Source organism: Nocardia sp. NPDC046763, from assembly GCF_040645495.1.
Lineage (GTDB): Bacteria > Actinomycetota > Actinomycetes > Mycobacteriales > Mycobacteriaceae > Nocardia.
Map to the genome: position 1 here is coordinate 67,109 of NZ_JBEYYI010000018.1, position 21,475 is coordinate 88,583.

Annotated in this window: 18 protein-coding genes and 3 pseudogenes; 6 read left to right on the forward strand and 15 right to left on the reverse strand. The window is 64.7% G+C overall.

The window, feature by feature from the left end; translation table 11 throughout:
- Positions 1-8: 8 nt before the first annotated feature.
- The 5 genes and pseudogenes from ABZ909_RS27050 to ABZ909_RS27070 form a co-directional block, all read right to left on the reverse strand.
- Positions 9-1,427 (reverse strand): hypothetical protein, encoded by a 1,419-nt coding sequence (locus ABZ909_RS27050; protein WP_357004586.1) that lies wholly within the window; start codon positions 1,425-1,427, stop codon positions 9-11.
- Between the two features lie 203 nt (positions 1,428-1,630).
- Positions 1,631-2,014, reverse strand: a pseudogene (locus ABZ909_RS27055) (helix-turn-helix domain-containing protein); the annotation flags it as partial.
- 247 nt (positions 2,015-2,261) lie between these two features.
- A pseudogene (locus ABZ909_RS27060) lies at positions 2,262-2,597 on the reverse strand (IS3 family transposase); the annotation flags it as partial.
- A gap of 190 nt (positions 2,598-2,787) precedes the next feature.
- A complete protein-coding gene (locus ABZ909_RS27065) occupies positions 2,788-3,084 on the reverse strand; it encodes a transposase (RefSeq protein WP_357004589.1) in 297 nt (98 codons plus the stop codon).
- A 331-nt stretch (positions 3,085-3,415) separates the two neighbouring features.
- Positions 3,416-5,077, reverse strand: coding sequence for a class I adenylate-forming enzyme family protein (locus ABZ909_RS27070; RefSeq protein ID WP_357004592.1), 1,662 nt, complete (start codon positions 5,075-5,077; stop codon positions 3,416-3,418).
- 399 nt (positions 5,078-5,476) lie between these two features.
- Between ABZ909_RS27070 and ABZ909_RS27075 the strand changes: the two genes are divergently transcribed.
- Entirely contained in the window at positions 5,477-5,650 is a 174-nt protein-coding gene (locus tag ABZ909_RS27075) for a hypothetical protein (protein WP_357004595.1), read from the forward strand.
- Positions 5,647-6,393, forward strand: coding sequence for a glucose 1-dehydrogenase (locus ABZ909_RS27080; RefSeq protein WP_357004598.1), 747 nt, complete (start codon positions 5,647-5,649; stop codon positions 6,391-6,393). Before ABZ909_RS27075 ends, ABZ909_RS27080 begins: the two co-directional genes overlap by 4 nt.
- Before the next feature lie 338 nt (positions 6,394-6,731).
- Here the strand turns inward: ABZ909_RS27080 and ligA are convergent, their stop codons facing one another.
- Together ligA and ABZ909_RS27090 are read right to left on the reverse strand one after the other, a co-directional pair.
- On the reverse strand, positions 6,732-8,723 hold the full coding sequence (gene ligA / locus ABZ909_RS27085; protein WP_357004601.1) for an NAD-dependent DNA ligase LigA: 1,992 nt from the start codon (positions 8,721-8,723) through the stop codon (positions 6,732-6,734).
- Between the two features lie 358 nt (positions 8,724-9,081).
- On the reverse strand, positions 9,082-9,288 hold the full coding sequence (locus tag ABZ909_RS27090; RefSeq protein WP_357004604.1) for a hypothetical protein: 207 nt from the start codon (positions 9,286-9,288) through the stop codon (positions 9,082-9,084).
- Between the two features lie 177 nt (positions 9,289-9,465).
- On the opposite strand from ABZ909_RS27090, the pseudogene ABZ909_RS27095 reads away from it, so the two are divergent.
- Positions 9,466-9,712 (forward strand): annotated as a pseudogene (locus tag ABZ909_RS27095) (transposase); the annotation flags it as partial.
- A gap of 54 nt (positions 9,713-9,766) precedes the next feature.
- Here ABZ909_RS27095 and ABZ909_RS27100 read toward each other — a convergent pair.
- A complete protein-coding gene (locus tag ABZ909_RS27100; protein ID WP_357004778.1) occupies positions 9,767-10,033 on the reverse strand; it encodes a WhiB family transcriptional regulator in 267 nt (88 codons plus the stop codon).
- Positions 10,034-10,051: 18 nt separating this feature from the next.
- On the opposite strand from ABZ909_RS27100, the gene ABZ909_RS27105 reads away from it, so the two are divergent.
- Both ABZ909_RS27105 and ABZ909_RS27110 read left to right on the forward strand, forming a co-directional pair.
- Entirely contained in the window at positions 10,052-10,579 is a 528-nt protein-coding gene (locus ABZ909_RS27105) for a LysR substrate-binding domain-containing protein (protein WP_357004607.1), read from the forward strand.
- 200 nt (positions 10,580-10,779) lie between these two features.
- Positions 10,780-12,468 (forward strand): tetratricopeptide repeat protein, encoded by a 1,689-nt coding sequence (locus ABZ909_RS27110; protein WP_357004610.1) that lies wholly within the window; start codon positions 10,780-10,782, stop codon positions 12,466-12,468.
- An 833-nt stretch (positions 12,469-13,301) separates the two neighbouring features.
- On the opposite strand, the gene ABZ909_RS27115 is transcribed toward ABZ909_RS27110, so the two are convergent.
- From ABZ909_RS27115 to ABZ909_RS27135, 5 genes are all read right to left on the reverse strand, one after another.
- Positions 13,302-14,357: a hypothetical protein gene (locus tag ABZ909_RS27115; protein ID WP_357004613.1), complete on the reverse strand. Its 1,056-nt coding sequence runs from the start codon at positions 14,355-14,357 to the stop codon at positions 13,302-13,304.
- Between the two features lie 115 nt (positions 14,358-14,472).
- Positions 14,473-14,631, reverse strand: a complete 159-nt coding sequence (locus ABZ909_RS27120; RefSeq protein WP_357004616.1) for a hypothetical protein — start codon at positions 14,629-14,631, stop codon at positions 14,473-14,475.
- Between the two features lie 159 nt (positions 14,632-14,790).
- A complete protein-coding gene (locus ABZ909_RS27125) occupies positions 14,791-15,129 on the reverse strand; it encodes an Lsr2 family protein (RefSeq protein ID WP_357004619.1) in 339 nt (112 codons plus the stop codon).
- Positions 15,130-15,259: 130 nt separating this feature from the next.
- Entirely contained in the window at positions 15,260-15,808 is a 549-nt protein-coding gene (locus ABZ909_RS27130; protein WP_357004622.1) for a hypothetical protein, read from the reverse strand.
- Positions 15,809-15,946: 138 nt separating this feature from the next.
- Positions 15,947-16,678 carry a MerR family transcriptional regulator gene (locus ABZ909_RS27135; RefSeq protein WP_357004624.1) on the reverse strand — a complete coding sequence of 244 codons (732 nt, stop codon included), beginning with the start codon at positions 16,676-16,678 and terminating at the stop codon, positions 15,947-15,949.
- Between the two features lie 201 nt (positions 16,679-16,879).
- Between ABZ909_RS27135 and ABZ909_RS27140 the strand changes: the two genes are divergently transcribed.
- Positions 16,880-17,239, forward strand: a complete 360-nt coding sequence (locus tag ABZ909_RS27140; protein ID WP_357004627.1) for a DUF1707 domain-containing protein — start codon at positions 16,880-16,882, stop codon at positions 17,237-17,239.
- 7 nt (positions 17,240-17,246) lie between these two features.
- Here ABZ909_RS27140 and ABZ909_RS27145 read toward each other — a convergent pair whose 3' ends face one another.
- Together ABZ909_RS27145 and ABZ909_RS27150 are read right to left on the reverse strand one after the other, a co-directional pair.
- Positions 17,247-19,577 (reverse strand): tetratricopeptide repeat protein, encoded by a 2,331-nt coding sequence (locus ABZ909_RS27145; protein ID WP_357004630.1) that lies wholly within the window; start codon positions 19,575-19,577, stop codon positions 17,247-17,249.
- Positions 19,578-19,810: 233 nt separating this feature from the next.
- The gene (locus ABZ909_RS27150; protein ID WP_357004633.1) at positions 19,811-21,415 is read right to left on the reverse strand and encodes an amino acid permease; all 1,605 of its coding nucleotides are present in this window, start codon (positions 21,413-21,415) and stop codon (positions 19,811-19,813) included.
- Between the last annotated feature and the right edge of the window lie 60 nt (positions 21,416-21,475).

The following is a 21,475-nucleotide window of genomic DNA, read 5'->3' on the forward strand; positions in this document are numbered from 1 at the left end:
TCCTTTGGTCATCGTCCGGATGTGACGCGGTGACAAGCCATCGCGGGATGATGCCGTTCCGGCCAGTCATCGCCGCCGTCGGTGATCAGCCAGATCCATCGGCTGGGCTCCGCGGGGGTGACCTGGGGCGCGTGCCCGTCTGTGACGATGATGATCGCGTCGGGCTCGACCTCGAGTCGCTTGCGGTTCACCGCCAACCGGCCCTCCGCGTAGTCGACGACGTTCTGGAAATCGGTGCCGCCGCCGCCCCACACCCGTTCCCCTGGCACAAACGGCATCGCGACGCCGTCGAAGCTCAGCCAGTGGCTGTCCACCCCGTCGCTCTGCCCGACCAGTGTGGTCAGCCACTCGATAACGGAGTCAGGCATCGAACCCGATGTGTCGATCGCGATGAGCACCGTCTTCATCCGTTGCGGTCCCCGCCGGGTCAGCAACGGGTCGTGGCCGAGCGCCAACATGATCGCGCCGTGCTTTTTGGGGTAGACCAGCCGCTCGCCCTCCTCGAGCTTCGAGGCGAGCACGTCGGTCAGCCACCGCTGCCACCATTCGACTCGGCGGGTCTTCGGGGTCACCCCGCGCAGTTGGTCCAGGCCAAGGCTGCCCCACAGCCGGTTCAGCCGCTCCCTGCCGCCATCCGCGCGGTCGGCCAGGTCGAGCAGCTCGTCACGGGCAGATCGATTGCCCCGCAACGCCGCCTGCATCACCTCCCGCAGCACCTCGCCCCCCAACTGCTCCACGGTCTCGTCATCCATCGGGATGTGGTCGCTGCCCGGATCACCGCCGTGCAGGTGGACGCAGTATCCGGGCGAGGGCCCGGTGAGCGTCCGCATTCGGCGCAGCTCGCTGTACACCGTGAGGTCGGTGTAACTGAACTTCTCGTACGGCAACGGCGAAAGTCCTTGCCGCCGCAGATCTTCCTGATACGCCTGGTAAACCAGGTCCGGGTCGACGCCGACCGGTTCTCGCGACCCGCTTCCGTCTCCACCGTCACCGGACCGGACCGGGATCGTGGGCAGCGCCGATCGCGCCAGCCGGCGAAGCGCGACGTGGTTGATGGCCACCTCAGCGGCGACGGTGAACACCGGGTCGGTGCGCAGATCCTCCTCGATGTGGAGATGCCGGTGCATCAGGTGCCGGGCCTCGTGGAACAGCACGAACTTGACGCCGTCAACGTCCAATTCCAGGAAGAAGTACGGGTTGTAGAGCAAGGCGCGGCTGCCGTCGCCGGTGGCCATCACCGCGGCGGTGGGAATCGCGACAGTGGGAATGTGATGGTGGCACTTGGCATACAACCAGGACGCCACCACGCTCTGCCCGAACCCCAGCTCCAGCAGTGCGGCATCCTTGCGCTGCCGGGCCTGCTCGACAACCTCCGGATCACCGGGTTCTTCCGCGAGCAGCCGACGCAGGTCCGCTAGGTCAGGCAAAGTTTGGCGCCGATGCCCCATACCGGCCCGATGATGTTCTGCGGTATCGAGGTCTCCGGTGGTGCCAAGACTCATCGGAGCGCCCTTCAACACGGATACAACTCGGAAGGCCAAACGATAGCAGGATGATCCGACGAAATGAGAGGTTCACGTCCATCCGAAGTGCCCGGGTATCGCCCAGCAGTGGATACAGCCCGACATGCACGGACAACACCGGAGAGCCGGTCCTGGACGTAATGGCGGAGCCTGTCGTTGGCGACGAGTTTCGCGGTCTTCGGACGCCTCGCGCGCCGCTCGGCATGCCACTGCGCCGTCGATGCCCTGTAGTCCAGTCGATACGTGCGCGTGGACGCGTTCCGTCGCAACTCGCGCGAGATCGTCGACGGGTCACGCCCGAGCCGGCGCGCGATCTCACGCACGCCCGCACACTGCGCGCGCCACAACGCGATGTCCTCACGCTCGCCCGAAGACAGGTACCGACACGAAACCGATTGCGACAAACGAGGATTCACCCGGCCAGCATGCCAGAACCACCGAAATCCGACCGGCGAGGACACCCCCGCCTCCACGGCAGCGTCCTCTGTCATCACCCCACGCGCGATCGCCGCCCAGAACCGCACCCTGTCCTCACGCCACGCCGCCGTCGGCCTTCCCGGCGACGGAATCTGCCCCCGATAGGCCCGAACCTCCAACTGTCGCTTCCCATACACCAACACACACCTCCAAAATCAAGGTGTTGCAACGACCAGTTGAATCCAGCTTCGCTGCCGCGGTCGGAGTGGAAGATCACCCCGTCGATCACGTCGAACCCGCCTCGTGTTGTGACGGCCATTTTCAGTGCGGCACAAGCCAGTTCGGATCATGGTGGGCACTGGTGGCGTAGCCGAGCAACCGACCGGAGAACCGGTCTTCCACTGCGGCCAGATATAGCTTCCCCTCGTCGGTGACGATCTCGGTGACATCACCAACCCACAGCACATCCTGGGCGACGGCGGTGAACTGGCGGCGCACCAAATCCGGTGCCGCTGCCCGTTTCCCTTGACGTGTAGTCGAGTGCCTGCGCTTGATTTTCCTTGCCACCCAGCCGTTCTCGGCCATCCGTGCCGCGATGGTGTTGTCGGAGACCCGCCCGCCCTTCTCTCGCAATTCGAGGCCGATTCGCGGGCTGCCGTAGGTGGCACGGAGTCGGCGAACTCTTTGCCGATCGCGGCGGTCATATCTTCGCGGCGTTGTTGGCGCTCGGTGGGCTCACGGTCGTTCCACTTGTAGAACCACGACTCGCTGACCTCGAGAGCGCGGCACGAAACGGCATGCGGCACACCATGTTCGGTCCTCTGGGAGGCGATGAACCCGGCCACGCTCACTTGGTCGCCTCCTTCACCCACCCGACCACTGATCGCTTGAGCACATCACGCTCCATCGCCAGCTCGGTGTTCTCCCGCCGCAGCCGCAGCAACTCCTCGCGTTCGGACTCGCTGAGCCGGTCACCGGCAGCGCTGTCGCGCTGCTGCCGACCCTGGGCCACCCACGTGGTCAGCGTGCCCTCGTTGACCCCCAACTCGCGGGCGACCTGCGCGACCGGCCGCCCGGTCTCGCGCACGATCCTGACCGCTCCCTCACGGAACTCCGCATCGTACTTGCGTCTCTTCTCTGCCATCTGGCCTTTCCTCTATGGTCCGGCCTCCACGATATGGGGGAAACGCATCCCGAGTGCACGCAATCGAGCTGTTCGAGGACTACGTGAGTTGGCTGCGAGTCAATGTCCCGCCAGCGTCTGAGAACCTCGCCCCACCCGCCGACCACAATGACATCAACCAGCTCGAATATGCTCTCGGGCACAGCATCCCGGACGATCCAACGGGACGTGAGTGCACTCCGATGGCCGGCTCCTCGGTAGGACTCAGGTGACTACGGCCGAGTTTGGTCCCTGGCCCACCGAGACCGGTACATCAGCGTCCGTTCTTGATGATGGTGTCGTGCACAGGAATTCACTTTCCCAGGGAGAGGTCGCGGCGCAGCACCTTGCCGGTGGCATTGCGCGGCAACGGATCCGCGGTGACCAGCCAGCGCACGGGCACCTTGAAGTAGGCCAACTGCTTAGCCACGTGATCGCGAAGCTCGTCCTCCGACAACGACTCCGGGTCATCGACCACCACGATCGCGGCGACCTGCTGACCCAGATCCTCGTGCGGAATACCGATCACGGCCGATTCCCGCACCAGCGGGTGTTCGTCGAGGACGTTCTCGATCTCCTGCGGGTACACGTTCTCCCCACCCCGCAGGATGAGATCCGAACGGCGACCGGAGATGTAGAGCTTGCCCTGGCGCAGGATGCCGTAATCACCGGTACGCAGCCACCGGTTCTCGTCGATGACGGCCTTGGTGGCTTCCTCGTTGTTCCAATAGCCGAGCATGACGTACGGGCTGCGGATACAGATCTCGCCCTCCTCGCCATCGCGCACCGGCTTGCCATCGGGATCACGCACCTCGACCGAGACACCGACCACCGCACGACCCACGGTCTCGTTGTCGGCAGCCAGCTCCGGCGGAGTCGCCACCGTCGCGGCGGTACCGGACTCGGTGCACCCGTAGCTGGTGGTCAAACCCTGCAACGCGACGGGGAACCGTTCACGCAGCCGCTGCACCAGCGCCGGGGACGACGGCGCGGAGTTGAGCGAGAACGCCGTCAGCGACGACAGATCGTACTGCGAGATGTCCACGCCCAGAATACGACTCGCCAACGTCGGCACCGCCGCCCAGTGGGTGACCTTCTCCGTCTCGACCAGCTTCAGCAGCGACGCCGCATCGAACTCACCCGAGGTCGGGAACACCACCGCGTCACCAGTGGCCAAACGCGGGACCGACAGGTTGTGCAGGCTCGCGATGTGGAACAACGGCATCGTCGCCAGATAACGGCGACCCGCCGGGGAACCATCCCAGGCCCGGCCACCGAAACCGGCCGCGAGAGCGTCCATGAACCGGTGATAGTCGGCCACGGCCACCATGTTCTGCTGGGTGTGAACCACACCCTTCGGGCGGCCGGTCGTGCCCGAGGTGTAGAGGATGATCGCCGGATCATCCTCGGCCACTTCCACACTCGGGTTGCCGCCAGCGAACTCTGCAATCAACACCGGCAGATCGGTCTCCATCGTGAGCACCGGGATCTCGGTACCGGTCTCAGCGGCCAGCGCGGCCCGTTTGGCATCGGCGATCACTACCTTCGGGGCGGAATGCTCTAAGCCGTAGGCGATCTCGCGCGGCACCCACCACGCGTTGTAGCCGACCGGGATCGCACCCAACCGCTGCGCGGCCCAGAACGTCAGCACCCACTCCGGGGCATTGGCGGCCAGGATGCCGACACGATCACCTTTACCCACGCCGTACCGCTCGGCAAGCGCAGCAGCCAACGCACCCGCGGCCGCGTGATGCTCAGCGAAGCTGTAGCGGGTCCGCGGCGACACCAGATACTCGAGATCACCCAGCTCCCGGGAAGCGTCCAACAACTCCAGCAGCGAACCGCGGCGATGTTTGAACACCGGCAACGGCACACCCAGCACCGGCTCGACCGCCATCTCGAACGGCCCACCCGGCCCGGTCAACTTCCCGGCCACCTGCGCGGCCAGTGCCTGCAGATCAACGGCGTTGCTCATGAATCAAGTCCTCGAATCCGATAGCGCGAACCTTCGCAGCTTGCCCGAGTGAAGCCCGTCACGCACACCCCCCGACTGTGCCGAAGGTCGCATTCAGAAGTAAGACAGCACAATCACGCCCCCTGGATCGCAGCCACGCGGTGGTGACCGAATCGGGCCGCGCGGCGGCCTCTCCATTCCCACCCCCGGGTATTCGGAGACCGTGGCTACCACCTGGTGTTCTCATCGGTGCCGAGACGGCGAGGGCGACACCGTTTCCCATCCCCGGTACGCGGTGTGGCCCCCGTGCGCGGGGTGCTGGCGTGCACTGACGGCGGCGAGGTCGGAGCCAGGTCGTGCCCGAGCTATTGATTCAAACAATGATTCAATCAGTGATTGAAAGCATGGTTAACTGCTCCCATGACCGAGAAACTCTCGGCGGACACCCGTGTTCGATCGCTCACCGCAGAGCGGTGGTTGCCGACCGAGACCTATGACGCGGTTTCCGTGCGTCCGAATTGCGCCCAGCAGACGTCCCAGCGGCAGCCGAGCCGCCGCCTGATCATCACCACTCACCCGGAGGTCCGAGCATGAACAAGCGAGTAACCGGCAAAGTTGCTCTCATCAGCGGTGGCGCGCGCGGAATGGGCGCGGCACACGCCCGTGCGCTGGTCGAGCACGGCGCTAGTGTGGTGATCGCCGATCTACTGGAAGCCGAAGGGAAGGCGCTGGCAGGCGAACTGGGTTCGGCGGCCCACTTCGCGCACCTCGATGTGACCGACCCCAGCAGCTGGAAGCAGGCTGTAGGCGCGGCCGTCGAGGAGTTCGGTTCGCTGACGGTCCTCGTGAACAATGCCGGAATCGTCAACGGCAACACCATCATCGACTACGAACTCGCGGCCTGGCGACGGATCGTCGACATCAACCTGACCGGCACTTTCCTCGGCATTCAAGCGTCGGCCAAGGCGATGATGGACGCCGGCGGCGGCTCGATCATCAATATCTCCTCGGTGGAAGGCCTGCGAGGAAGCCCTGGACTGCACGGCTATACCGCCACCAAGTTCGCCGTGCGAGGCCTGACCAAATCAGCCGCACTTGAACTGGCCCCGCACAACATTCGGGTGAACTCGGTACACCCCGGCATGGTGCGAACACCGATGACACAGGGCATCCCCGAGGACTTCCTGCAGATCCCGCTCGGACGTGCCGCCAACTCCGACGAAGTCGCGAACCTCATCGTCTACCTGGCGAGCGACGAATCCAGTTACACCACGGGTGCCGAACATGTCATCGACGGCGGGCTGACTGTCGGCGTGCCGCACAAGACGTCCGGATAACAGTCCTCGGTGGGCGCTGTCCCATCCATGGAATTCCGGTCCGGAATTCCCTCTCACACCCCTGAACTGCAATGATTCGCCTCGGGCGCTGCTGAACGGTGGGATCGAGCCACCAGCGTTCCTACCGTTGACGCATGCCCGGCAGGCAAGGCCGCGCAGCCGATTTCGATCGAAACCGCAGTACTGGTGAACCAGACGGCGGGCTGGCGGCCGTGTTCGAGTTCCGCGACGAGGTGCTGGATGTCGCTCTCGGACAACGACTGTGGGGTGGGCGGCATATAGGGCTCCGGCGGTACGAGAGAGGTTGCCGAGGTGGCCGCTCGGGCGACGGTGAGAGCCTAGGCGACGTTGGCGTCGATCAGCAGTTTCCAGATGTCGGCCTGATCGACCACCTCCACGCCGAGTTTCTCGGCCTTGGTGAGTTTGCTGTCGCCGACACCCGCGCCGGTGATGAGCATGTCGGTGTTGGCCGAGACCGAGGAAGCGACTGTGGCCCCGGCTTTTTCACACAGGCGCTGGAAGGTCGGGCGGGCGACCTTCTCCCCGGAGCGCGGGTCGCTGATCGCGCCGGTGATCACGACGGTCTTGCCGGCCAGGGGAGCGCCAGCGGCGACGACCGGGGGCAGGTCCTCCTCGCGCACGTCGAGAGAGACACCGTGTGCGCGCAGTCGCTCGAGCTCTGGACGCAGCCGGGCAAGGTGCGTGTCCAGGGAGGCAGCGACCTTCGGCCCGATGTCCTCGACCTCGACCAGCCGTTCTTCACCTGCGTCGGCGACCTCTTCCAGCGACGCGAATCCGGACCGGGCCAGGCGGGCGGCGGTGCCGTCGGAGGCCATGGGGATCGCCAGGCCGATGAGGGCGCGGCGCAGGCCGACGGGGCGGCTGTTGTCGATGGATTCGATCATGCGGGTGGCGGAAACCTCACCGACGCCATCGAATTCGAGCAGTTGCTCTTTGGTGAGGGCGTAGAAGTCCGACGGGTTCTCCAGCATGCCCGCCTCGGCGAGGCGTTCGATCCATTTCTGCCCGATGGCGTCGATGTCGGCGGCGGCGCGTGAGGCCCAGTGGATGAGCCGCCGCACCGTCTGTGCGGGGCAGGAGATGTTGGTGCAGAACAACTCTCGACTGTTGCCTTGTTCGGTCACCGGCTGCTTGCACGAGGGGCAGATCGTGGGGGCGACGATGTCGAGTTCGGCGCCGGTGCGCGCGGCCGCGTCGAGCACGCCCGCCACGAACGGGATGACGTCGCCCGCGCGGCGAACCAGCACGGTGTCACCGACCTTGATGTCGCGGGCGCGGATGACTTCCTGGTTGGCCAGAGTAGCTTTGGTGACGGTGGTGCCCCCGACGAACACCGGCTCGAGCCAGGCCACCGGTACGATCTTGCCGGTCTTGCCGACGTCCCAGATGACCTCGCGCAGCAGGGTGGTCTTCTCCTCGGCGGCGAATTTGAACGCCAGCGCGCCGCGGGGGGAGTTGGAGCGGGTGCCGGCGGCGGCGTAGGCGTCGCGGTCGGCCAGGCGCAACACCGCACCGTCGAGGTCGTAGTCGAGATCGCCGCGGCCGCGTTCGATCTCGCCGATGGCAGCCTGGGCCTGGTCGGCATCGGCGCAGTGCTGCATGGCTGCACCGGTGAAGCCCAACGCTTGCAGCCCGGCCTCCAGATCCACCTCAGTGTCCCCAGCGGGGGAGTCGAGGTCGAAGCCGAAGAACTGCAGCCGCCGCTCGGCCACGGTGGCCGGATCCTTGGCCCGCAGCGTGCCTGCGGCGGCGTTGCGCGGATTGATCAGCGGCTTGTCCGGATGCGCGGCGTTGTAGGCAGCGAAGGTGGAGCGCAGCATGACTGCCTCGCCGCGTACCTCCACCCGGCCGGAGGGTCCGATGCGGTCGGGGACACCGTCGACGAGGGCGCGCACCAGAGGGGTGACATCATCGCCGGTGGTGCCGTCGCCGCGGGTGACCGCGCGGGCCAGACGGCCGTTCTCGTACACCAGCGACAGCGACAGTCCGTCGAGTTTGGGCATCACGACCATCGATTGGCCGGGGAAGCGCGCGAAGAACGCCGCGACCTGCTCAGGCGTGGTGGCCTTCTCCAGAGACAGCATCGGGCGTGCGTGCCGGACCGGGGCATGCAGCACACCCGGTGCGCCGACCTGGTCGAGCGGGTTCGGATCCGGGGTGAGCCCGGGATGGGCTTGGATCAGGCCGCGCAGCTCGTCCTCGAGCGCGTCGTAGTCGGCGTCGGCGACCAACGGCGCGCCCTCGTAGTAGGCGGCCCGCAGCGCGGTGACACGTTCGGCAAGTTCTTGGATTCGTACCCCAGGTTCCACAACACTGGACGGTACCGATACTGGCCGACACTCCGCCGGACCATATGGGCCAGGCGAGCGGGTTCTTGAGGTCGTGCTTGCCGATGTTGGTTGGACGAGCCCATTAGCTCGGCATCCTTGCCCTCATGCTAATTTTCGTCACAGTGACGAATAACCGAAATTGGCAAGCCTTGGAGAACGCGGTTGCGGACGCGACCGATCGAACATGCCATGTTCAGACACCTGCTCATCCGAGCGTCGATGCAGTCGACATGGAGCTCTATGCGCGAGCGCCGACAGTGATCGATCGAGCCCATCGCACTGAGGCAGGATTTTCGAATCACTCTGCACACCAACATCTTTCCGCCGATAATGATCGTTATGTCAACTTGTCGTTGCTGACCGCCATCCCCGCGACGAGCGCGCCCGAGGCAGTCCCGCCATGGGTGATGAGTTTGAAGACACCGAAGATTCGGCCGACGAACTCGTCCGGGAACGCACGTACCCGGTAGAGCGTCAACGCCACGCTTCCGTTGGGCGCAGCGAAACCGACTTCCGCCCAACCGAAGGCGAGCGCTGCAGCCAAGGCCGCACAGCCGCGCTGAAGGAGACCGCCAAGGGAAACTTCTAGACCCGGAACACCGGCGGGCGGCCGTGGCGCGTGCTGGGCCTCAGCGAACGCCTCGCCTGCCGGGTCACCGGGCAACACCGAAGTACCCAACGCCGCTCACCGGCCGCCCAGACCGCAGCCGATCCTGATGCGGCGCTGCGTGATTGGTTACGCCGCTGGGGAACGGGTCGGTTTGGCGTTCATCCCACCCGGTCAGCCCTGGCGCAACGGCTACATCGAATCGTTCAACGGCTGACTGCGCGACGAATGCCTCAACATCAACAGCTTCTGGTCCCTGACCCACGCCCGGGTCGTGATCAGCGACTGGAAGGACGAATACAACCACCGCCGAAGACATTCCGCGCTGGGCTACAGCACTCCAGCCCGATACGCTGCAACCTGCATCCACCGACAACCGGCTCTCACACACGGCGGACCGAATCACGGGGTCCCGTCAGAGGAGCTCCTGCCGTTCCCGCTCCGACATTCCACCCCAGATTCCAAAGGGTTGTTCAGTTATCAGCGCGTAAGTCCGGCAGTTATCGAGCACGCGACATGTGCGACAGACTTGTTTAGCCCGGCGAATTCGAGCTGTTCGAGCGCGACCCCTCTCCCCCTCGGGATGGAAGAAGACGCCCGAATCCATGCCGTTGCAGGCTCCAAGATCCTGCCACGGCATATCATCGACAGTCCGACGTCCACTCCTGATCGCTGTCGACATCGATAGTCCCTTTCAAACATGGATGACATCCAGGTTAGGAGCTCCCCACTCCTGGAAAGGTGGACCACGGACGAACAGCGAGCATTACATCAGACTGTGAAATACAAGAGTCCCAGAGGGCAGACCGCCGAGTTTGCTGATGGTGGGGATCCATGGAGTCGCACCGCCGCCGGCGACCATCGACCTTCACCGCCCTGTTCCCGTCGGACCAGGTGGAGCTGCACCAGGTCGGCTGGCACGACCCGACGGCAGGCTTGGCGGACGGCCCGACCGACATGGCGTTTGTGTGGCTGCCGCTGCCCGACAACCGCCGCTTCCGCTGGGTCGTGCTGTGTCGCAGTTCCGCGACAGCATCGGCTGGCGGCCAGCGACACGGTCACATTCGCCGACCTGATCGACGAGCCGTTCCTGGCGCTGCCGGAATCCGCGGGTCAGTTGCGCGAGTATTGGCTGGCCCTGGACGCCCGTGGTGGCCGTCCCCCGCGCATCGGTGCGGTGATCGGCAGCCCGGACGAGGCTGCTCACGTTAGCTCTGTAACGCTCTGATCAGGGGAATCTGTTGGGGCACTGTTGTTGTGGTGGTCGGCGGCTCATGGTCGGGGCGGGGCGCCCAGGTGTCGCAAGAATGCAGCGGTCGGCCGAACCGCTCGGAGTGATCCTCGTCGGCGTTCGCGCACCGCGCTGCCGCCCAGTGCGGTAACTTCTGGTGGGAATACGACTTCCGCAGCGGCGGATACAGTTTCGAGATGTCGATCTCCACCGGCGAACACGATCATCTCCTACATCAACTCGCGGGTTGGCACGGCGATTCGGTTCGGCTCCACGAGTATTCGTTGCACACCGTCCAGCAGGAGCTCGGTTCACGTCACCCTCGGGCCTTGGCGGTCTTGTTGGACTCGGCGGAGTACGTCGATGCGCCGGACTTCGAGGGGTTGATCGCCGACTGCGTAACGCTCTATGCCGCTGACGATGAGAAGACGATCGATGTGTGCACTGCGGTCGCGGTCGATATGCATCGGCGCGGCCGACACGATGATGCGGTCGGGCTGCTCGAACGCAGCCTGACCGACAACGAGCGGGTTCGAGGCATCGACAGTCGCCTGACCCTGGAAGCACGTGAGCATCTGGCATTGGCGCTGCTCAGAATTCCCGACCGGGTGTCGGAGGCGATTGTCGTTTTGGGACAGGCACTTCGGGATCGGGAGCGCATCATAGACCTCGACGATACGGTCGCCATCGACCTTCGCTACCGGTTGATGTCGTACTACGTGGAAAACAGCCGTGACGAACTGGCGATCCCGCTGCTGGAGCGCATTCTCGACTCCGCCGAGCGCGTCCACGGTAAGGATCACCCCGAGACAGTCCATGCCAGAAAGGGATTGGCCGCCCTGTATCGGGGCACCAATCGCTACGCCTCGGAGATTCCGCTGCTTGCCTACGATCTGGTCGTCTGCGAGCGAGAATTGGGCCCCGACCACGACGACACTATCGAAGCGAGGTTTCAACTCGCCTGGAGTTCATGGCATTCCGGTAATCCGGAGCACGCGTTGCCGCTGTTCGAACAGGTCCTGGCCGCTCACGAGCGGCTACGCGGCCCCGGTCATGACGACACCATTCCGGTACGCCGTATCCTGTCCCACCTCTACGCCGCCAGATTCGAGCAGTTCGACAAGGCCGCCGACCAGTGCGAACACCTACTCGCACACCACGAGCGGAACTACGGCCCGCGCCACAACGACACCCTCGTCGTCTGCAACAACCTCGCCCACGCCTACCACAAGACCGATCGCATTCCGGAAGCGATCGACTTGCACGAACGCGTCCTCACCATCCGCATGGACACCCTGGGATCGGACCACCCCGATACCCTGCTGACCCTGCACAATCTGGCCGCGATCTACGGACAGCTCAAACAACACGACCGCTGCGCCGACGCCTACGAACGAATCCTCGCTGTCCGCAAGCGCGTTGTCGGCCCGCACGATCCGATGACACTGCTCACCCGGGACAACCTGGGCGCCGCCTACAGCGCACTGGGCCGCTACACCGACTCGATCGAACAACACAAACTTGCACTTGCCGGACGCGGCCACATCCTGGGTCCAGAACACCCCGACACACTCGCCTCCTCCCACAACCTGGCGTTCGCCCTCGTCGCCGCCGGGCACCACGACGAGGCGATCGCCCTGGCCGCACGCACAGTGGACGACCGAGAACGGGTACTCGGCCCGGACCACCCGGGCGCTCTGTCGACCAGACACCTCCTCGGCCGCGCCTACCACGCGGCCGGTCATCGCGACGCCGCGATCACCACCCTCACCCGCGCCCTGGCAGACCGCGTCCGAGTCTTCGGTGCAGACCACCGGTACACCGCTGTCACGCGAGAAGCGTTGGTGCTCGCGCAGCGAGCCGAAGCACGCCCTACAAAGCAGTAGCAGGAGGGGCGCCACACCGGTGCCGTCGAGTGAAAACCCCAAGGGCGCTAGCCGATCGGCAGCACCGCGGGCGACAACTCGTCGGACGCACCGCTGTCCGATCAGGAGCTGCGCGACCAGCTCATCACTCTGCTGCTGGCCGGTACTGGTTGCGCCAGCGGTAGTAGGTGGCTTCGGTGATCTGCAGGGTCCCACGCACTGGACCCTGTCGCTTCCCGACGAGAGGAAGCGCGAGCGTCCCCGCACCCGCAACATCACTCGAGTCCCATCCAATGGCGCTCGAATCGTTGCCACTACCCGTACGGCTCACAGTGGCGGTCGGCTCTCCGATTCCGCTGCCGGACGAACCAGGTGCTGCTGAGGTGCTCGAATACCATACTCTTCCAGTCGTGCTGGGGTTTCGGTCTCCTCCCCTGTCGGCACGAATCCATTCGAACTCTCCTCGATGCTCCCCAGCGGAGAGATCTCGATCGACGCCGTCGCGCGCCGACTCATGACAGGCCGACGCACCTTGCAACGACGATTGGAGGACGAAGGCACCTCGTGGCGGCAAGAACTCGCCCGAGCCCGTCGCGAAGCCGCCGACCAGGCTCGACAACTGACCGCGGTCGAGCGTGCACGCCGCGTCGGGTATTCCGATCCGCGCTCGCTCCGCCGCGCAACTGCCCGCTGGCAGGCCGCGACAGACTAGCCGCGACCGAACTCGGCTTGCAGCCCGAGTAGGGTCCGCCTCCGGCAGTAATCCCTCCACCGAGTGCATCCGAGGCCCGGAATGAGCCCAGCCATTTTTCGTCAAGTCACAAGAAGGCGGGTTTGTTGGTTGCCTCCCGGCGTCAGTAGCCTTTCGATCGTCGGTTTGGATCCGCTTGCTGAACCCTTTCGGCCAGGTTGGACCCATCCATTTTGACGTAGTACGCGTGGCCGGGGTCGTGCATTACATAGTTCATGCTCGCGATTATGTTGGCCACCGGATCTTTGATATCGGCGAGCGTTGCCCCCTTTGGCCCGTACGCCAAGAAGACGCTCGGAATCGTTTGAGTAAGACCTTGCGAAGGAGTCCCGGCCCTAGCGTTGCTGTCGTAGTCGTTCACGCTGTCGGGGTCCCCGTCAGATTCTCGGGATATGAGCGTTAAATAACCTTTTGTCCAATTCTCACGGGCGACGGGATCCGTAATCCCCAGATAGTCGAGCGCCTTGCCGATCTCTATCGTCAATTCCGCTTCACTCAGGGCGCGGTGTCTGCCCTTGCGCCCCGAGTTGTCGTATGCCGCATCCCTATATGTGCCCGATCCCGCCGGATTGGCAGGTGCATACGGTACGTACCGATTGTCAGCATTGCCGGAATAGGATGGGGAATTGTAGCCGCTCGGAATGAAGGGCGTAGGTCCGTCCGTGGCGGGTGTTTCATTGTGAACGGCGTCAGAATTCGCCTGGAGCTGATCATAGGCTTGATCGAAATCGTTTTGAGCCTTCGCCACGATACCCTCGAGAGTCGCGTGCACACGGACTTGATCCCAAATCGACGGGTTCTCGTCGGGCACAGTGGCCAGAGCATCCTTGACGTCGTTGAGATATCCCGAAGTCTGCATTTTGAGGTTGTTCGCGACGGTGGCCGATTTCGCCGTGACATCGGCAACGCTCGCGTTGAGCGAACTCAGGTCGGTTTCGAGCTTGTCAGCCTGTGCCGCACTCAGCGAGTATTTGGTTTGAAGTTCACCGGAACCTGGCATGACGGCGGGGGTCGCATCCAAACTCTTCGCCATTGGTGCTACGGCGTTACCATCGCCGACTACCGGCAGCACCTTCTCGAAGAATTCCCGAGTTTTTTTGATGGCAGGATTCAGAATTGGTGCGTTTTGCTTGTAATCAAGAGTGAATGGGGTTGTCATTGCTCACGTTCCGTCGCACTCTAGCGCGGTCAAAAGAGGCCCGGATATGGGCGAGCGCGAAACGCGGCCATCGGCTACGTTTCGCGCTCGCTGTACATCCTGCCAACAAATACTTCTACGCGTCGATGAATGAATTGAATGCGTGGATACCGGTATCGCTGCCGCCGTCGATTCCGCGCTGCAGGGCCGATCGCAGGGCCGGTGTGGCCGAGTCGAGCAGTTCGGTGAGTTCCATCGTCGACAATTCGGACAACGACAAGGTACTGCGACTCATGAGGGCCTCCTCCTTGATCTCTGGTCAGCTCCGGTGTGCGCTGACGCTGATGTATCCCAGTATGGGCCGCACCGCGATCGGCGCACTCCCGCTCATGGGAAGGTAGGGAACTCCCGTGCTATGGGCGCTCGGACCTCAGGCGGGTACCACACACCCTCGTCAGAATTGCTCGTGCTGTGCGCGGTAGGCGGTGATTATCTCCGAGAGGATTCGGCCGCGGTTCTGTACGTCGTAGCCGTTGTCGCGAGCCCATTGGCGGATGACCGAATTCTGGCGAGTGTCCGCCGGTTTGGGTCTGGTGCTCCTGCTGCGCGGGGAATGTCCGACCTTGCGGGCGTGTGTAGTCCATCGAGAAAGCGCAATACGCAAATCATTGGCGTTCGGGGCGGAAAGATCGAGTTCGTAGGACACTCCGTCGAGCCCGAATGATATGGTCTCTGCCGCCTCGGACTCGCCGTCGAGATCATCGATGAAGTTGACGACCAGCTTGCGTACCATGTATGGGATTTCCTTTCGGTTCGTTACGGAGATCAGAATATGTTTCCGGCGGAGGTGATCAGGGAGTCTGCCAAGAAATTCGACCGGCGAATGAACCGTATTCCCAATCATGGGAATCAAGGGATGACCGTCAGCTGAGAACGCCATCGATGCATAGACTGGCCGAGCGCCAGGTGGGCGCGGGACGAGTGGATTCGGCGTCGAATGCCCACTGCGAGACCGGGCCAACCGAACGCCACATGAGGAAGCCGCCGGTGGAAACGACCTCGAAGAGGTCTTCGGAGCCGTCGATGAGCTGACTGCCCGAACAGTAGTCGTTGTAGTCCGTGCCCGGTTGACGGGCGCCGGGGCTGAACTGCCCGGCCGGATTTCGAATGGACCCGGGGCTCACCACGGTGCTCGCATGCCCTTGCGCCGATCGCATGATCCACCTCGGTGCGCCGAAAGTGTCTGTCTGACAGGTGAATGCGAGGCCACCCGCATAGACGGATGCCCCCTGGCCGTAACTGGCACCGGCCCATAGGCAGTGTGCCCCCGGCATGTCCGCGGAGGCCGGGGTGGTGGCTGCGGCGATCCCGAAGGCGCCGAGGAGAACGGCGGTCGCTGCGGCGAGCCGGGCTCGTAGCCGGGAGACCGGGTTGGGGTGGTGACTCTGATTGCGTTTCGCGTTCGTGAACATCGACGTCTCCGTTTCGCCACGTGTGTTCCGCGCTGGTACTGGCTGGAATGTTGACACGTTGACTGACGTAGTGAATGTACCGATAAACAACGGCACATTACGACGGTGCGTATCCACCGGTGGGAATAACCCGCGGGATCAAGCCTTGTGCAATACCTCGGAGATTTCGCTGTCCTGCTCGATCTCGCGCTCGATGAGGCGGTTCACCAGATCACCCGTGGCCTTGCCCGGCACCCGCCGAATCGCTGCCACCTGCGCGGCGAGTTGCGCCAACTCGTCCGAGCCGCGATTGGACGTCGCGTAGGACTCCCACGCATGGCGATGCAGCAGGTCAACCAGACGGCGGGCGATCCGGTCGCAGTCGGCCTTCAATCGTTCCAGTTCGCGAAGTCCCTCCGCGCAGGGCACACCCAGGGCGGCGGAACAATCGAACAGCGTGGCCAGCGCCGGATCGGCCACACGATAGGTCGTGGCGTTGACCGGCTCGAACACGCCGATGGCAACAACACGCGCGAGCCCGTTCGGGACGTCGCCGAACCGCGCCTGCAGTTCGGTCGCGGAGATGGTGGAGTCTTCGAGCTCGTCGACCGCCGCGGGCTCGGGCTCGACCACACCGAGCACGGCCCCCAGGTCGTCGCCGCGATCCCAGGCGGCAAGCAGTTCTTTGATCCCGTTGAGCTTGATGCCGCGGTCGAGGAGCCGGCTGATCGTGCGGACCCGGTTCAGGTGTTCGTCGCCGTAGTAGCCGGTTCGTCCGCGCAGCTGGGGCGGGGGCAGCACACCTCGCTCGTGATAGACGCGCACACTGCGCACGGTCGTCCCGGCGGCCTGCGCGAGTTCGTCGATGGTGTATTCGGCCGCTGCTGCCATGAGACAAGGAAACCACATCATTCGCGCGAGGTCCCACGCACCGTTGTGACGTCGATTATCGTGCCGATGGATCTTGATCTCGATTCGAGCAACACCCGGTGGGCCACGTGGACGTCAGCGCTGGTCACCGACCCGGAAATTCTTCCCTCCCTTGGTGATTCGACAGACTTTTCTCCTCGTGCCCTGACCTATTCTTGGCCGATGAACGACTCATCGCACACCCGGGTGAGTTCCTCCGAACGTGACCGTGCACTCGACGAGCTGGCACAGCACTTCGCTCTGGGCCGGCTGTCGGTCGAAGAGCTGGAGGAACGCAGCTCCCGGGTGTGGCGGGCGATCACCGTCCGGCAACTGGCCGAGACATTCGCGGATCTTCCGGCGGCACCCGCCTCCGCTGAGGGTTCGTACCTGACCGATGGTGCACTGCCCCGGACGGTGGTTCGGGTCGGTGCGATCGTGGTGTCGGCCGGCGTGTGCCAATTCGTCTTCGGTAACTGGTGGTGGTTGTTGCTCCTGTTGGCCATACCCGCGGTCATGACACTCGGCCTGCGCAACCGGTGAACCGGGACTACCACAGCGTTCTGGGCCTGACCAGGTTGGCCAGATCGATCAATCGGTAGCGATGTAAACGTTCCGGGGCCAAACGCGCCACGGCGCGCAGGCAGGCCTCGAGTCCCTGCCGGAGCGGCTTCTCGAGGAACGGATAGCCGAGGATCTCGAGGTCGGCCCGCTGCCGGTGGTATCCCTTGCGCAAGCACTCCAAGGCGGCGCCGACCACCAGCACTCGCACTTGTGGGGCGCGGGGTTCCTCGGTGAGCTCGTCCAGTCGCGCCGCGGCCGTGGCGAGTTCGTCCTGGGTGATATGGGCGGGTGGCCGTGAGACGAGCAGCAGGCTCCCGGTGAGCCTGGTCAGTGCGAAGTGGCGCGATGAGGTAGGTACCTGGTCGAGAATCTCGACCGCGGTGAGCACGTCACCCGCGGCGACCAAGCCCCGAGCGAGGCCGACCGCGGCGCTGATAGCGCCGTGATTGACCTGCCACACAGCGTGGAAGTTGTCGAGCGCGACGGTCTGCCAGCGGTCCCGATCGCCGCCGGGTTCCTCCGAAGCCAGCTCCGCCGAGGCCGCCAATGCCAGCGCGGGGGCGATCTCACCCGGGAGCATGGCATGGACCGCGTCAAAGTGGCGATGCGCCCGGTCCGGATAGTGGTCGAGCAAAGCCGCGATTCCTATGTACCACTCGATCCGCCAGTCCTTGCGATATCGCGGACGTAGTTCGGCCAAGAGCTCGCACGCCGGCACCGTCTGGCCGAGGTCGAGGTGCGCGCGGACGGCGGTGAGGGCGCCTTCGAGCTCATACGACGCCGGCGCCGGGATCGTCCCCGCGACGATTCGACTGTGCGTGCGATACAGGGCGTCGAGTGCGTGGCGGGCTTCGCTGTGCAGCAGGGTCGACAGCAGTGGCGCGGCGGGATCGTCAGTGTCGATGAGCGGAATGGGCAGCGCGGCGGCGATGGCCTGCGGGTCGAGCTCGGCGGTGTGGTGCAGACCGGTGACCATGCCATCGGTCTTGGCCACGAAGGTGTCGATGCCGAAATCGCCACGCATGGCGCTGAATTCGACCGAAGCCTGGGGATGCTCGGTTCCGGTGTCGGTGGCCAGCACCATGCGGAGCACGCCGGCGAGCTGGCAGTACATGGCGTAGGCGGAGGGAAATCGGCGTTCGGGGTCGGGGTCGGTGGCCCGCTGCAGCAGCCGCCGCAACGCGGGATAGCGGCGCAGCACCGGCTGTTCGGCCGGATCGGGGATGCCGGGCGGGAATCCGTCCGTGTCGTCTCGGCGTAGATCGAGAACGAGCGCGGCCAGTGTGCGGCCGACCGCGTGGATATCGGCGGCGATCGTGGGTCCGGTTTCGGTGAACTCGGGCGCCATGTACCCCGGCGTGCCGTAGATGCTGCCGTAGGAGTCCATGGCCGCGACCGCGCCGAGGTCGATGAGTTTGACCTCCTCGCCGGTGACCATGATGTTGTCGGGTTTGAGGTCGTTGTAGGCAAGACCGAATGAATGCAGGTAGTCCAGCGCCGGAAGGACTTCCATGACATAGGCGATGGCCTCGGCGACCGGCAGCACGGCGGGTTCGTGTTGCTCGACCATCGTCTTCAGGGAACGGCCGCCGACGTATTCCATCACGATGTAGCCGTGGGGCGATTCATCGGCGTTCGCGTGCTTGACGAAGTTGTAGATCTTGACGATGCCCGGATGCGCCATCTCGGAAAGGAATTGGCGTTCGGCGACCTCGACGATGTGCGCCTCGAAGTCGAGCGGGTTCTGCAAGCCCTTCAAAACCACCCAGCGGTCGCTGACGTTGCGGTCGATGGCCAGGTATATCCAGCCGAGCCCGCCGTGCGCCAGACAGCCCTGTACCTCGTATTGGTCGGCAACGACATCCCCGGTGTGCAGGTGGGGGCGGAAGTTGAACGGAGATCGGCAGTGGGGGCACACCCCCGTGACGGCGCCGGGCCGTCCTTCTTCACGACGGCCGACCGGACGCGCACAGTTCCAGCAGAAGCGTTTGGCCTCGGGAACTTCGGGATCGGTGAGCACCACCTCGCGCGGATCGACGAGCATGGCCCTGGGCAGTTGCACCAGGCCACCGCCCAGACGGCGGACGCTGGGACGCGATCGAGAGCTGCGCCCGGACAGCGAATCGGAGTCGAGGTCCTCGTCATCGGGGTCTTCGATATCGATGAGGTCCACGGACGCGGGTTGCTGATTCGCTCGCTCGTCGGGCGAGAGTCGCCGGGTGACTTCGGTTTCCGCGGGTGCCGCGCGCAGCGATGTGGTGAATCGCTGCCCCGGTGTGACCGCGACCGATCGTCGGGTCGACCAGGGATTCGGCACCGGCCGGGGTATCTCGGTGCCGCGCATACGCCGGTTGGCCCAGGGGTGTGACTGGGGACCTCCGACTGCGCTGGGTTGGTCCGGCATGGAAACCTCTCGTGCCCACCGTGCGATCGAGGTCTCATTCTCGGATTCACTGCACGACCGCGCAGCGGGGTGTTCCCTGCAGCGGGAAGGGCGCCCAGCATCGAGTCCGCCCCGGTGTTCAGCACCGGGGCGGACCTTGTGGCCTGCTACTCCCCCGCCGATTGATCCAGCGTCGCACCGACCTCCGCGGCCGCGTCTTCCCGACCCGGGCCGGGCCGCGAGACGACGGGATACGCGAAGGCGCTGCCGTCGCCGGAGTCCGCGGAATCCTGCAGCCGAGGCGGCAGCTCGACCACCACGGGATACTGACCGGTGAATCCCTGGCGCTCGGCGGCGAGGCGGAGAACTCGGCCGCGAACCGCGAACCAGCCCACCACGAACGCCGGCGCCATGACCAACAGCATGGCCACCACCGCGTAGCGCTGCACGTGGTCCTTGCTGCTGGCCATCAAGACGACCACGACGGCCAGGAACAACAGCGTCGCGTAGCTGGTGTAGGGCGCACCCATCAACCGGAACGACGGTCGGTCGGTGCGACCATCGCGCCACCAGTAGTACAGCCGCAACTGGCAGAGCACGATGGCCGACCATGCGGTCACGGTGCCCATGGCCGCCATGTTCAGCACGATCTCGAAGGCCTGATCGGGTACGACCGCGTTGAGACCGACACCGAGCAGCGCGATGGCGCCGGTGGCGAGGATTCCCACGTACGGGACACCGGTGCTCGACATCCGCGCGGCCACCTTCGGTGCGCTGCCGTTCATCGACATCGATCGCAGCACGCGGCCCGTGGAATACAGACCGGCGTTGAGACTCGAGAAGGCGGCGGTGAGCACGACCAGGTTCATCACCGAACCCGCCGCGGGCACTCCGAGTGTGGAGAAGAACGTGACGAACGGGCTGACACCTGCCTTGTACGCGGTGTAGGGCAGCAACAGCGCCAGCAGCACGAGCGAACCCACATAGAAGAGGGCGATTCGGGCGATGACCGAGTTGATGGCCCGCGGCATGATCTTCTCGGGGTTTTCCGTCTCACCGGCCGCCGTACCGACCAGTTCCACTGCGGCATAGGCGAATACGACACCGGTCGTGACCAAGACCAGTGGCGCGAGCCCGGTCGGGAAGAGTCCGCCGTGGGTGGTGATCACGCTGGGTCCGGTGTGGTGCCCACCGACCGTGAAACGCCCGACCAGGATGATGCTGCCGACGACCAGGAACAGGACCAGCGCCACGACCTTGATGAGCGCGGCCCAGAATTCCAGTTCGCCGAACCACTTCACCGAGATGAGATTGATGCTGACCACCAAGGCGAGTGCGATGAGCGCGATCAGCCACTGCGGTACCGCCTGAAAGGCGTTCCAGTAGTGGATGTAGGTGGCGACCGCGGTGATGTCGACGATGCCGACCATGCACCAATGGAAGAAGTACATCCAGCCGACCACGAAAGCCAGCTTCTCCCCGTAGAACTCGCGCGCATAGGAGACGAACGAGCCGGACGACGGGCGATGCAGGACCAGCTCGCCCAGTGCTCGTAGGACGAAGAACACGAAGACGCCGCAGATCCCGTATACGAGGAACAACCCCGGACCGGCGCTGGCCAGACGTCCGCCCGCGCCGAGGAACAATCCGGTGCCGATCGCGCCGCCGATGGCGATCATCTGCAGTTGGCGGGGGCGAAGGGCTTTGTGGTAGCCGGCGTCCTCTGCGGCTAAGGCCTCCGCGGGCGCATCGGGAGGTCGAACGGTTGTCATGACGGAAGACCTTTCACGTGACGCGTGCCATACCCGTGTCAATGTACCGTTATACAACGG

Excerpts from the sequence above, each read along its gene's own strand:
- ABZ909_RS27065 (WP_357004589.1), bottom strand. The coding sequence starts at position 3,084 with ATGGCAGAGAAGAGACGCAAGTACGATGCGGAGTTCCGTGAGGGAGCG.
- ABZ909_RS27070 (WP_357004592.1), bottom strand. The coding sequence starts at position 5,077 with ATGAGCAACGCCGTTGATCTGCAGGCACTGGCCGCGCAGGTGGCCGGG.
- ABZ909_RS27075 (WP_357004595.1), top strand. The coding sequence starts at position 5,477 with ATGACCGAGAAACTCTCGGCGGACACCCGTGTTCGATCGCTCACCGCA.
- ABZ909_RS27080 (WP_357004598.1), top strand. The coding sequence starts at position 5,647 with ATGAACAAGCGAGTAACCGGCAAAGTTGCTCTCATCAGCGGTGGCGCG.
- ABZ909_RS27100 (WP_357004778.1), bottom strand. The coding sequence starts at position 10,033 with ATGTCGACAGCGATCAGGAGTGGACGTCGGACTGTCGATGATATGCCG.
- ABZ909_RS27105 (WP_357004607.1), top strand. The coding sequence starts at position 10,052 with ATGGATGACATCCAGGTTAGGAGCTCCCCACTCCTGGAAAGGTGGACC.
- ABZ909_RS27110 (WP_357004610.1), top strand. The coding sequence starts at position 10,780 with ATGTCGATCTCCACCGGCGAACACGATCATCTCCTACATCAACTCGCG.
- ABZ909_RS27115 (WP_357004613.1), bottom strand. The coding sequence starts at position 14,357 with ATGACAACCCCATTCACTCTTGATTACAAGCAAAACGCACCAATTCTG.
- ABZ909_RS27120 (WP_357004616.1), bottom strand. The coding sequence starts at position 14,631 with ATGAGTCGCAGTACCTTGTCGTTGTCCGAATTGTCGACGATGGAACTC.
- ABZ909_RS27125 (WP_357004619.1), bottom strand. The coding sequence starts at position 15,129 with ATGGTACGCAAGCTGGTCGTCAACTTCATCGATGATCTCGACGGCGAG.
- ABZ909_RS27130 (WP_357004622.1), bottom strand. The coding sequence starts at position 15,808 with ATGTTCACGAACGCGAAACGCAATCAGAGTCACCACCCCAACCCGGTC.
- ABZ909_RS27135 (WP_357004624.1), bottom strand. The coding sequence starts at position 16,678 with ATGGCAGCAGCGGCCGAATACACCATCGACGAACTCGCGCAGGCCGCC.
- ABZ909_RS27140 (WP_357004627.1), top strand. The coding sequence starts at position 16,880 with ATGAACGACTCATCGCACACCCGGGTGAGTTCCTCCGAACGTGACCGT.
- ABZ909_RS27150 (WP_357004633.1), bottom strand. The coding sequence starts at position 21,415 with ATGACAACCGTTCGACCTCCCGATGCGCCCGCGGAGGCCTTAGCCGCA.